This is a genomic window from Thalassospira sp. TSL5-1, assembly GCF_001907695.1.
GTDB lineage: Bacteria > Pseudomonadota > Alphaproteobacteria > Rhodospirillales > Thalassospiraceae > Thalassospira.
The window spans coordinates 106,652-118,543 of record NZ_KV880640.1 but is presented as its reverse complement, the minus strand read 5'-3'; the positions used below and the strand labels follow the sequence as shown (position 1 = coordinate 118,543).

General features: G+C 54.6%; 11 protein-coding genes. 8 read left to right on the top strand and 3 right to left on the bottom strand.

Going from position 1 to position 11,892, the window contains the following annotated elements; all coding sequences use genetic code 11:
• Nucleotides 1-29: 29 nt before the first annotated feature.
• Together LF95_RS19130 and LF95_RS19125 are read right to left on the bottom strand one after the other, a co-directional pair.
• The gene (locus LF95_RS19130; RefSeq protein WP_083607823.1) at nucleotides 30-1,616 is read right to left on the bottom strand and encodes a YbaY family lipoprotein; all 1,587 of its coding nucleotides are present in this window, start codon (nucleotides 1,614-1,616) and stop codon (nucleotides 30-32) included.
• 187 nt (nucleotides 1,617-1,803) lie between these two features.
• Nucleotides 1,804-2,691 (bottom strand): SMP-30/gluconolactonase/LRE family protein, encoded by an 888-nt coding sequence (locus LF95_RS19125; protein WP_073956797.1) that lies wholly within the window; start codon nucleotides 2,689-2,691, stop codon nucleotides 1,804-1,806.
• A gap of 319 nt (nucleotides 2,692-3,010) precedes the next feature.
• Between LF95_RS19125 and LF95_RS19120 the strand changes: the two genes are divergently transcribed.
• Genes LF95_RS19120 through fhuB form a run of 3 tightly spaced genes read left to right on the top strand, consistent with a single transcriptional unit; the run spans nucleotide 3,011 to nucleotide 6,720 of the window.
• Entirely contained in the window at nucleotides 3,011-3,787 is a 777-nt protein-coding gene (locus tag LF95_RS19120) for an ABC transporter ATP-binding protein (RefSeq protein ID WP_083607822.1), read from the top strand.
• A gap of 9 nt (nucleotides 3,788-3,796) precedes the next feature.
• Nucleotides 3,797-4,723 carry an ABC transporter substrate-binding protein gene (locus tag LF95_RS19115; RefSeq protein WP_073956795.1) on the top strand — a complete coding sequence of 309 codons (927 nt, stop codon included), beginning with the start codon at nucleotides 3,797-3,799 and terminating at the stop codon, nucleotides 4,721-4,723.
• The gene (fhuB, locus tag LF95_RS19110) at nucleotides 4,720-6,720 is read left to right on the top strand and encodes a Fe(3+)-hydroxamate ABC transporter permease FhuB (RefSeq protein ID WP_073956794.1); all 2,001 of its coding nucleotides are present in this window, start codon (nucleotides 4,720-4,722) and stop codon (nucleotides 6,718-6,720) included. The genes LF95_RS19115 and fhuB overlap by 4 nt, the downstream gene beginning before the upstream one ends.
• Before the next feature lie 27 nt (nucleotides 6,721-6,747).
• Here fhuB and LF95_RS19105 read toward each other — a convergent pair whose 3' ends face one another.
• Entirely contained in the window at nucleotides 6,748-7,470 is a 723-nt protein-coding gene (locus LF95_RS19105) for a Crp/Fnr family transcriptional regulator (RefSeq protein ID WP_143182109.1), read from the bottom strand.
• Nucleotides 7,471-7,640: 170 nt separating this feature from the next.
• Between LF95_RS19105 and LF95_RS19100 the strand changes: the two genes are divergently transcribed.
• The 5 genes from LF95_RS19100 to LF95_RS19080 all read left to right on the top strand — a co-directional run bounded on the left by LF95_RS19100 (nucleotide 7,641) and on the right by LF95_RS19080 (nucleotide 11,881).
• Nucleotides 7,641-8,072 carry a pseudoazurin gene (locus LF95_RS19100; protein ID WP_073956793.1) on the top strand — a complete coding sequence of 144 codons (432 nt, stop codon included), beginning with the start codon at nucleotides 7,641-7,643 and terminating at the stop codon, nucleotides 8,070-8,072.
• A gap of 68 nt (nucleotides 8,073-8,140) precedes the next feature.
• Nucleotides 8,141-9,367, top strand: coding sequence for a copper-containing nitrite reductase (gene nirK / locus LF95_RS19095; RefSeq protein WP_073956792.1), 1,227 nt, complete (start codon nucleotides 8,141-8,143; stop codon nucleotides 9,365-9,367).
• Nucleotides 9,368-9,377: 10 nt separating this feature from the next.
• Nucleotides 9,378-10,124: a formylglycine-generating enzyme family protein gene (locus tag LF95_RS19090; protein WP_073956791.1), complete on the top strand. Its 747-nt coding sequence runs from the start codon at nucleotides 9,378-9,380 to the stop codon at nucleotides 10,122-10,124.
• A gap of 177 nt (nucleotides 10,125-10,301) precedes the next feature.
• A complete protein-coding gene (locus LF95_RS19085; protein WP_073956790.1) occupies nucleotides 10,302-11,039 on the top strand; it encodes a FadR/GntR family transcriptional regulator in 738 nt (245 codons plus the stop codon).
• 32 nt (nucleotides 11,040-11,071) lie between these two features.
• On the top strand, nucleotides 11,072-11,881 hold the full coding sequence (locus LF95_RS19080) for an alpha/beta fold hydrolase (protein ID WP_073956789.1): 810 nt from the start codon (nucleotides 11,072-11,074) through the stop codon (nucleotides 11,879-11,881).
• Nucleotides 11,882-11,892 lie beyond the last annotated feature (11 nt).

Below are 11,892 nucleotides of genomic sequence, written 5' to 3'. Positions count from 1 at the left end.
AGATGCCATCAAATTGCATCTTTCAAACCCTAGCTTTCGCAGGCATTGCGCGAAAGCCAGCCAATGAAAACACCGTTTTTCATCAGTTTTTTATGCTGATAACAGTCATCAGCCGGATACGCTCCAGCAGCCGGGGTGAACATCACATCACGTTCGCCGGGTAACACATTGGTTGGTCCTTCAACCGCCTCGACATGAATGTCCCCCAAACCGGTTGACGGGGCCAGGCAGTCATACCGCCCGCCATTAATGTTAACAGTGCGAACACCCACCATGCCGTGATTCATCGGCCAGGCTTTCAACACCGACGGCAGATCCCCCACCGCGCGGGCCAAACATGCCTTGATGGCCGGCATCAAATCATCAAAATAGCGGGTCCACTCACTGTTTCCGCTTTGCATCAATGATTTAACCGTTACCGTCGGGAAATCACCCGGGGCCAGCGCCAACCCGGCAATTTCGGCCGAAACAGTACAGCCGGTTTCTTTGCCATCGGCCAGCGTTTTCCAGGTGGCGTTTTTGCCTTTACCCTGCATTTCATAATCGTCATTGGCGTATAAAAAGCCCGATGCCGAACGTTTTGCGGGCAGGAAAATAGGCTCCCGTCCCAAAAACTCGATCCGAACCTGGTCTTTATCGTTATCAAAAGTCGCATAAAACCGGGACTGGTTATCGCACACAAAGGTCTGTCGCCCTTCCGGTTCGGACATAGCCGTCGCCGCAAGCTCGGTTTTAAGACGGGTCAGCACCAGTTTCGTCTGGGTCTGGGCGCTGCTGATTTCGTGCTTATCCGGCGCGCTGATCTGGCCGTTAATTCGCTTTTCACCGGTTTTATATTTCCCCTTGGCAAAATCCAGCACCAGGCGGTAATCAATGCCGCCCGAATTTGCAGCAGCCTTCTTGCCCGCCACGCCAAAAACATCGCGGGTTGCCTTTTCATCAAATCGCAGCAAAGCCCCCTTGCTGAAATAAAACGAAATATCCGAGGTCCCATAATCACCCAGATCACGGCTCTGACGGATCAAAACCGGGGTGCCATCCTCCTGTAAAAATGCGTCAAAACTGCCGGCACCATCATTCTTGGCATGACTGCCGACAATACGGCGATATTGTGCCAGGTTTTGATCAATTTTCGCCACCCGCTTATCAGTTACCGATTTCTCTTTTTTATGCTTGGCATCCAACGGCGTCTGCTGGGGCAAACGAACCACCTCGATGCTAACAGCATCGGGGTTGCCTGCGGTCAAGACAGAGTAGGACACCTCATTACGAAACAGTTTTGTCCCTTTGCCATCGGAAATAACCGCCTCCAGCGCATAGCGATGCGCAGCATCAATTTCATTCGATTGATAGGGTAACTCAAATGCCATTGGCGGCGCGCCGGCCGGCCGCGACACAGCCGCAACCTCGCTTGCCGGGGCATCAGCGCGCGATACATCAAGCAACCTGACCGTCATCATCCAGGACGGTTCGGTTGCCACCTTTTCCCGATAGGAAACTGTTCCAACAATTGTTTCTGTATGTGGCATTGAAAACGCACAGGCGGCAACCGATGACAGGGCCGCCAGCACCATAACAACGCGCACCTTCCCCCAGCGAAAAGGTGAGATCTTCATTTTTTTCCTCGGATTTGCTCGTTCTTTTAGACCCGCCCCTCATGGTGATCGCAAAAGAGCAGAAAACCAAGGCCAAAAAAGCGAAATTTCATAACTTTTCTAAAACATTACAAAAATGCCACGAACCGGGCCCCGCCCCCGTTTGCCCCGTCGCCGCATACGAAAATATCTAACTTAACCCTTCAATCTATCCGGCAAATCGGTGGCACGGTGCCCCGACAAAGCCCGTTTCAATGGCAAGAACCGCCCCTTCAAGCGGGCGGCTCCCATCCGTATCATCCGCAGCCGATGTAATATACAATGTTGTCATATCCGGACCGCCAAAAACACAACTGGTCGGGTTGGTCACAGGCAGGTCGATGATACGGTCCACCGCCCCTTTTGGGTTAAAACGAATAATGCAGGACCCGCCATACCGCGCATTCCAGATAAATCCGTCACAATCCATCGCCGATCCATCCATGCCACCCCGCCCTTCAACCGAACAAAACAGTTGCGGGTTGCTGGGTGTCCCGCTCGTCATGTCGAAATCATAAACATCCATGCGGTTGGCGAGCGTATCACCAAAATACATTTTAGTGCCATCATGCGACCATAACATCGTATTGGAAATGCCGATATTGTCGCCAAAACGGGTGATGGTGCCATCCGCGTCAACGCGGTTCAACGTGCCGCTATGTTCGATAATTTCAACAGCTTCACCGTTCGGGCCGATATTGTTTTGCATGGTGCCCAGCCAGAAACGCCCCGCCGGGTCCACCCGCGCCTCGTTTGAGCGGTTTTGCGCATGATCCCCATCCGGTGCAACGAACGGTGTGACTTTGCCCGTTTCCGGGTCAAAAAAAGCCAGTTCATTGTGCAAAGCAACCAGAAAACCGCCCTGTTGACGGGGGACAATGGCCGAAATCAGACTGTCAAACGTCCATTTCTGAAAATCGTTTTGCGCGGGTTTCCAGGCAAACGCCGCTTTGCCAATGATATCAACCCAATAAAGGGTTTGGGTGGGCTGGTCCCAAAACGGCCCTTCACCAAGCTGGCAGCGCAAATCGGGCAATGGCGTTTGAATATCGGTCATGACGTTCCCCTGACTGTTCATTTTATGCTGGCACAGTATCGCCATTAACCTATGGCAACACGCCGACCTTGCAAGGTTACAGACCGGCACAATTTCATTAAATTCATTGCTAGCGCGCAGCTGCAAAGATGAAAAGCCATAAAATAAGATAAACCGGTTTTTCCCGATGCACCACACAACCACCACCGCCGCATTCTGCAATCGCAACTCGGTTGCATTTGCGTTGGGTTATTGATAAGCATTCTCACAAATTTACGAACAGATGGTATCGCGACCCTTTTGGCGGGTCGGGTACTGCCCCAAGCGGATTTATGATGCAATGTTTGACTTAAAGGATGTTGGCTTTCGCACCGAAGGCAAAACAGCCAAGTCCCTGTTATCGGCCATTACGGTTTCGTTTCCGACGCGTGCCTTTTCGGCGATTGTCGGGCATAACGGCTCGGGGAAAAGCACACTGCTTAAAATTCTGGCCCGCAAATATCGCCAGTTTGAAGGTGACATTCGCATGGGCAACATGGCACTGGAACAACGCTCCATCCGCGACTTTGCCCGCGAGGTCGCCTATTTACCACAAAACCCCACAGTACCGCCGCACCTTACCGTGCGCGAACTTGTTGGGTTTGGCCGCTATCCCTGGCGCGGGGCGTTCGGGCGTTACCGCACTGCCGATTATGAAAAAATCGAACAGGCAATGACGCTCACCCATGTCGATGATATTGCAAACCGCCTTGTCGCCAGCCTTTCGGGTGGCGAACGCCAGCGCGTCTGGCTTGCCATGCTGCTGGCACAGGATGCGCCCATTTTGCTGCTTGATGAACCAACAAGCGCGCTTGATGTCGGCCATCAGCGCGACATTCTGCATCTTGTCTCAGACCTGAAAAACACCATTGGCCTGACCGTTATTGCAGTTTTGCACGATATCGACATGGTGGGGCGATTTGCCGACCATATTCTCGCCCTGCGAAACGGCAAAACCTGCTGGCAGGGAACGGCGCAACATTTCATGCAGGCCGAGACCCTGCAAAAAATTTACGATGCCGAAATCGGCGTTATAACCCTGCCGCAATCCAACATTTCCGTAAGTTACATCGCATAGAGGCAACAAATGCGCCGTTTGTTCTTTATCGCCATTTCTGCCATTTGCATTATTACGGCACCGGCCATTCCGGCCCTAGCCCAAAGCAAAACCTATCAACATGAAATGGGCAGCGTCAGTTTCGTAACCCCACCCACCCGCATCGCCGTAACCAACTGGTCACTGACAGAAACAGTTATTGCGCTGGGCATCGACCCGGTCGCCGTTGCCGACCCTGACGATTATTACAAATGGGTCGTCACACCCGATTTACCCCAGGATTTTGTCGATATCGGGCAGCGCCAATCCCCCAATATGGAAGCCCTGCGCAAGGCAAAACCGGACCTGATCCTGATCAGCGGGCAATTATCCATGGCCTATGATGCCTTTTCGGAAATTGCCCCGACAATGGTCATATCGACCTACAATAATGACCTGCCCGCCCTTGAAAGCCTGCGCAAAGCCACCCTGCAAATTGCAGACGTCACCGGGCGACAGAAACGTGCAAAGCAAATCCTGCAACAGGCAGATGATACCTTTGCCAGGGATGGTGCGCGTATTCGGGCGGTTTTGGGGGATGAGCGAAAAATTGCTGTCATTCGCATCAATTCGGATGCCCAAATCAATGTTTTTGGTCCGCCATCCCTGCCCAATACCGTATTGGCGGCGATGAATATTCCCACCGCCTATAACGGGGATACCAATGGCTGGGGTTTTGCGCGCGGCGGGCTGGAGCTTCTTGCCCCCTTTGCCAATGATTTGGTGGCCTTTATCGAACCAACACCCGACCCGGTACGACAGCGCATCATTCATTCGCCGCTTTGGAAAATGCAGGGCTTTGCCCGGCAAAACAGGGTTTATCAGGTTCCGCCGGTCTGGACCTATGGCGGGCTTTATTCGGCCATGCGCTTTGCCGACCTGCTGGCGACACAAATTGAAAACGGCCCCTATAAATGACCCTGCGTCCGGCAAGTGCCGCCACCCTGATACCGGCGTTTTTCATCCTTCTGGCAATCATCAGCCTGTTGGTCGATTTGGTGCCCTTTGCCCAAAATGGCACCACCTGGCAGGCGCTGTTTGCGCCCGATGAAACCCGCTTTGACCAAATATTTTATCATTTCAGCACCCTGCCCCGCACTGTAATGGCATTTATGTGCGGTGCCGGGCTTGCCGTTGCCGGTGCCGCCATTCAAACCATTTTTCGGAACCCGTTGGCATCCCCGGTAACGCTGGGTGTGGGGGCGGGCGTCGAACTGGCCCTGACGATGTTTCTGGTTCTGGCCCCGGCATCCTATGCAGCCTGGCAAGATATGTTCACGCTGGCCGGAGGCATGGGAGCCCTTGGCATTGTTTACCTGATCGCATCAGGGCGCAGCAACGCATCCCTTTGGCTGATCCTTGCTGGCATGATTGTGAACCTGCTTTTGCATTCTGCAACGCAGATTTTCATTCTGTTTAACCAGCAATTTCTTGATTCCGTTTTTATGTGGGGCGCTGGCGACCTTGCCCAAAATGGCTGGGACAGTACCCTTTATCTTGCACCACGGCTGGTGATCGCCATTCTGGCCGTCCTTGCCCTGGTTCGCCCGCTCGATATTCTGGCACTGGGCGATGACACGGCCAATTCCCTGGGCGCACCGGTCAAATGGTTGCGGCTGGGTATCCTGACCATTGCGGTTTTCATCACCGCCAGCATCATTTCCACCGTCGGCATGATCGGCTTTATCGGCCTTGCCGTGCCCGCAACCCTGCGGTTTGTTGGTTATAACCGTTCACGTCCACTATTGGCGATGTCGTTTCTGGTCGGTGGCTGCGGACTGATGATTATCGATTATGTCATGCGCCAATTTGCCGGCACAGGCGGCGATATTTTCCCGACCGGCGCGGCCACAGCACTTATTGGCGCGCCCTTTGTCATCCTCATTTTGCGCAAGGCGCGCATCATGCCCGATGGCAATGCCAACCGGCAGGACCACCCGGTCGATTATAAAATCACCTCGCGTCACATCCTGCTTACGGTATTGTTTGCGGTCTTGGTAGTCGGCCTCTTCACATCGCTTTTGTTCTCGCTTGATAGCAACAGTCACCCGGTTTTAGCGCCGCTTAACGATCTGTTCGCCTTTACCAGCACCATTAATGACCGCGCCCAGCGCACCCTTGCCGCCATTGTTTGTGGCGCGGCCCTTGCGGTATCGGGAACCCTGATCCAACGCGTCGGCCATAACCCGATGGCAAGCCCGGAAATCACCGGAGTTAGTTCGGCAACCGCGCTTACCATGATTGTCGCAATGGTATATTTTGGTTTTGAGGGACGCACCGAACTGATGCTGATCGGCTCGCTCGGCGGGATCATTGCTTTGTTTGTATTGCTGGCCCTGTGCCGCAATTTCAACCATGCCCCCCATTATCTGTTGTTAAACGGCCTCGCCCTGACGGCTATTCTGGGATCGGTCGTGCGCATTGCGCTCACCCATAGCGGCACCAAGGCCACCATGCTGATTTCCTGGCTGGCCGGAACGACGTATTTCACCCGGCTTGATGAAGTCATTACGGTTGCCATCATTACCGCCATCCTATCCGCCCTTATCTTACTGGCACGCCGCCCGCTGGAACTGGCATCAATGGGGGCAGATCAAGCGGTTTCGCTGGGTCTTGGTATTTCGGCCTTCCGCCTTGCCATGATGACGGGGGCCGCCATTTTGGCCGCCGTTTCCACCCTGCTTGTCGGGCCGCTCAGTTTTGTCGGTTTGATGGCACCGCATCTGGCGCGGATTGCCGGGTTTCGGCTTGCCGGGGCGCATTTTCTGGGGGCTATCCTGATCGGGGCCAATGTGATGATGGTCGCCGAATGGCTGGCACGCAACATCCTTTATCCGCAACAATTGCCCACCGGGCTGATCGCAGCTCTCATCGGCACCGCCTACTTTCTGATCCTGTCTGCAAGGCGGTCCTGACCCTCAGGATCGCCAACCGATGGCAAATCAGGCGTGATGCTGCCCCAAAACCACCAACCCGGCAGCATCGCTGACCACAATATGTTTGCGGCGGCTCTTCACCAGCCCCTTCTTTTCCCACGCACTTAACAGGCGGCTGATCGTGTGCAGGGTGGTTGCCGTCATTTCTGAAAGATCCTGCCGGGTGATGGAAAAATCCACCTCGATCCCGTCCTTGACCTTGCGCCCGGTTTGCTCCACCAGGCGCAACAGGGTGTTGGCAACGCGCTGTTCAACCTGCTGGGTGGCCATTTCCACCACCCGCATATTGATTTCGCCCATCCGCTGACCCACGACCTTATAGGTCTCCGATGAAAACCCGTCGTAATCCTGCACAAAATGGTCCCACAAGGTGGTCGGCCAGCTTAGAATGATCGCTTCCGATGCTGTAACGGCCGTCGCCGGGTAGGTATCACGGCCAAGTGCCCTGGCAATGCCAAATAACTGCCCGCTTGGAATATGCAGGGATATGACCTGTTCGCCTGCCGGGGTAATGCGCAACACCCGAATATACCCATCCAGCAGCATATAAAACCGTTCTGCAGGGTCACCCTCGGTAAACACGGTCACACCTTCAGCACAGCGCCGGGTAGTTGCATGATCCAGTATTTCCCGGATCTGAAAATCCTTTAACCGTGAAAAAGGCGGAATATGCGTTAACAGGCTTTCATCAAGCCTTGCCAGTGACTTGTGTTCGCTCTGGTTTTCCATCCCCGTCTTCGTCCCCTTGCCCTTTTGTACACATTCCCATGCACACCGTCGCACGAATAATAATCAACCTCATTCCCGGATTCATCGAGAAGGTTGCGCTATCGCAAAGTTTACATCGGCCAGTCGCGTATTTTCACCCAGACAAATCAAAAATTGAAGGGGATTTGAAAATGTTCCGGACAATCGCATCGGCACTGGTTCTTGCCACCCTGTTTGGCACAACCGCAATGGCTGAAACATTTGAAGTCAAAATGCTCAATAAAAGCGGTGATCAGGTCATGGTTTTTGAACCGGACCACCTGCGCCTTGCACCAGGTGACAGCGTCAAATTTGTCCCCACAAGCAAGGGCCACAATGCCGAAACGGTCAAGGACCGCATTCCCGAGGGGGCCAAACCATTTGCTGGCAAAATCAGCAAGGAAATCGAAGTTACCTTCGATACCGAGGGCTTTTATGCCGTTGAATGCAAACCGCATTACGCAATGGGCATGGTCATGACCATTGTGGTTGGCGACAGTGCCAAAGCCCCGGAAAGTTTCCTTGAAGGCCGCATCCCGCCCAAGGCCAAGGCCCGTTTTGAAGAACAGCTTTCAAAGCTTTGATCCTTCCGCAATTCCCGAACTGAACCGACCTTCAGAACAAATCCAAAAACGCGAAACGCGAGGCGAAAATGCGTAACAAGTTCGATATCGACGGCCTGAAACTCAACCGGCGCAACATCCTGCGCGGCAGTTTTCTTGCCGGTGCTGCCGCAGCAACCCTGGGTGTTGCCACCGCACAAGCCCAGCCCATTGCCGCCCGTCCCAAGGTCGTTACTCCCCGCAAACTGCCAATCACGCATGCCAGCGCACAGGCCAGTGACAAACCCAAGGCCAAACCAGCAGACCTGACCGGCTATACCCGTGTCAAACAGGAACTGGTTATGCCACCCTTTGTGCCCAAACACGACCAGGTTGCCAAAGGCGGGCCAAAAATCATCGAAGTCACGATGGAAATTGAAGAAAAACTTCTGACCGTCGATGAAGATACCGGTGCCAGTATCTGGGCGCTAACCTATAACGGGTCTGTCCCCGGCCCGATGATTATTGCCCATGAAGGCGACTATATTGAACTGACCCTGCGGAATCCGGCCAGCAATGCGATGGAACATAATATTGACTTCCACGCATCAACCGGTGCCCTGGGTGGTGGCGGCCTGACCCATATTTACCCGGGTGAAGAAACCGTTCTGCGCTTCAAGGCGATCAAACCGGGTGTCTTTACCTATCACTGTGCGCCGGGTGGCGCGATGATCCCCTATCATGTCACGCATGGCATGAATGGTGCTGTCATGATCCTGCCGCGTGACGGCCTGAAGGACCGCGACGGCAAGGCCTTGCGATATGACAGTGTTGCCTATATCGGCGAACAGGATTTCTATCTGCCGCGCGATGAAAAGGGCGATTACAAGACCTATGATGCCGCTGGCGACGACTATGCCGACAGCGTGGATGCCATGCGCACCCTGATCCCGACCCATTCGGTGTTTAACGGTTCGGTCGGCGCACTTACCGGCGACCATGCGCTGAAGGCCAAAGTTGGTGAAACCGTCCTGATGATCCATAACCAGGCCAATCGCGACACCCGCCCGCACCTGATTGGCGGTCATGGCGACTTTGTCTGGGAAACCGGATCGTTTGGGGATGCCCCGCAAACCGGCCTGGAAACCTGGTTCATTCGTGGCGGCAGTGCCGGTGCGGCCATGTATACCTTCAAACAACCCGGCGTTTACGCCTATGTGAACCACAATCTGATCGAGGCCGCGCTTTTGGGTGCAACCGCCCATTTTGTGGTGGAAGGTGAATGGAATAACAGCCTGATGGAACAGGTTGCCGCCCCGCGCCCGATTGCAAAATAACGGGAGAACGATGATGATCGCCGCCTGTCAGACTGGTTATCGCACGAAGACTTTCGTCATTGCCGGGCTGCTGGCGGCGTCATTATGGGGCCTTGGGGCCTGCAACAAACCGCATGCCGATTTTGCCTATATCCCCGAACTGGCAGAACATGCCATAACGCTACCTGATGGCCATCAAATTTACGTCCAGAAATTTGAAGTCACCATCGCCCAATGGAATGCCTGCCATAATGATGGCGCCTGCACCGAAGAATTGCGCCCACCCGCAGGCCACGATGCTGCACGCACCCCGGCAACCGGGCTTAATTTTTCTGACGTGTCGCAATATCTGGCCTGGATCAACCATAAATCCCGCCATAGCTTTCGCCTGCCGACATCGCAGGAATGGACCTTCATGGCAAAACCGGTACTCCCGGAAAAAGCCGATCCCATCTTTACCGATCCGGATTTACGCTGGGCATCAGCCTATCTGACCAAGGGGCTTGCGCCCCGCGCATTAAAGGACCAGGGCGCATTTTCCACCAGCCCCGAGGGTATTGCCGACCTGGATGGCAGTGTCTGGGAATGGACAGGCGACTGTTATGCCGGAAGTGGCGTCTCCTCCAACCCTGAAAAATGCCCGGCCTATTATGTCGGCGGTGAACATATCGCCGTTATTCCCTTTCTGGTTCGCGACCCGGCACGCGGCGGCTGTGCGGTGGGTACACCGCCTGCCCATCTTGGTTTTCGTCTGGTGACAGACGAAAAACCGGCATAAATGCACACGGTCCGGCGAAAAAAATCGCCGCAATTCCGCCTGACACACAGCCGCGTCCGTAAAAAACAAACCTCCTTCCAAGCTTTTGCATGGCAATCTGGTCCATATATCGGTACACGCAGCAGACCAAAGCTGACCATCCAAACATGACGCACACACGTCTGACCAGAAAAGCCCATGACCAACACTGTCCCGCACAAGACCGAGCGCAAAATATCCCTGACCGAAAAGGTCATTTCCAGCCTGCGAACGGAAATTGAAAGCGGCAATTTGATGCCGGGGGCAAAACTGCCCACCGAACCCGTCCTGACAAAACATTTTGGTGTCAGCCGCACTGTGCTGCGCGAGGCTATTGCCGTGCTGAAAGCCGATGGTTTATTGGAACCCCGTCAGGGGGCGGGTGTGTTTGTTCTGGCTCCGGTTCCCCCTGAAAATGACGGATCGGTCTTTGATGTGAATGCCACACAAATGTCCGATGTGCTCGAAATCCTTGAACTGCGCATGGCAGTCGAAATCGAGGCTGCGGGCCTGGCGTGCAGCCGCAGCTCTGCCGCCCAGCAGGCAAAAATTTACGAAGCCGTACGCGACATGGAAAGACAGGTGCAATCGGGCAAGCAGGCGGCACAGGCGGATTATGAATTTCACCGCGCCATTGCCGATGCCACAAACAACCGCCGCTATGTCACGTTTATGGACTATCTGGGCGACAAAACCATTCCCCGTGCCCAGGCCCAACCGCACCAGCGCCCCATTGCGATTGAACAACAGCTTGCACACACCGATCGCATTCTCGCCGAACATCACCGCATATATGAGGCGATCACGCTGCGGGATGCCGACGGTGCCCGCATCGCCATGCGTGATCATCTTCTTAAAAGTCAAGCACGATATCAAAGCCTGCTGCGCAATCGCTGATCACTCGTCATTCACCACGCAAAAGACCCGCCATGTCCGCATCCCCTGCCCTTCATGAAAGCCAGTTAAACCTGCCAGACGCAACACTGGTGTGGACACGCGAAGGCACTGCCACGGGCCCAACACTTGTCTGGGCACATGGTCTGATGTCCAACAGCTATTCGCTGGAAGATAAAGGAATTTACGACTTCGCCCCGCTCAGTGCGGCCGGAACGCTCATTCGTTACGACGCGCGCGGGCATGGACGCTCAAACGCCCGGGCTGTTGCAGAACGCTTTACCTGGCCCGCGCTGGCAGATGATTTTCTGGCTATTGCCAAGGCCGCCGCGCCGGATCAGAAAATTGTCGGCATGGGATGTTCAATGGGCACGGCAACTTTGCTACATGCGGCCTTAAAGGCCCCGGAGACCTTCGCAAAGCTGGTCTTGACCGCCCCGCCAACCGCGTGGGAAACGCGCCGGGCACACAAATCGGTTTATCAAAATTCAGCCCGTACCCTCGAACGGGACGGCCAACCTGCGCTTGATGCGTTGGCTGCCAATATGGCCCCGCCACCGATTTTTACCGACCTTCCCGCCTTTCCGGTTGAAACCAGCCTGGATCTTTTACCATCGATTTTACGTGGTGCCAGCATGTCCGACCTGCCATCGCAAGATGATCTAAGATCAATATCTGTGCCGGTACTGGTCCTGGCCTGGGAAAACGATTCCAGCCATCCCATAACAACGGCACAAACACTGGTCAGTTTACTCCCCAATGCCGAATTGCACGTCGCAAAATCGATTAATGACGTCCGGAACTGGGGCCACCGCATCGCGAATTTTATGCAGCAACCGGCATAAGCCGCTATTAA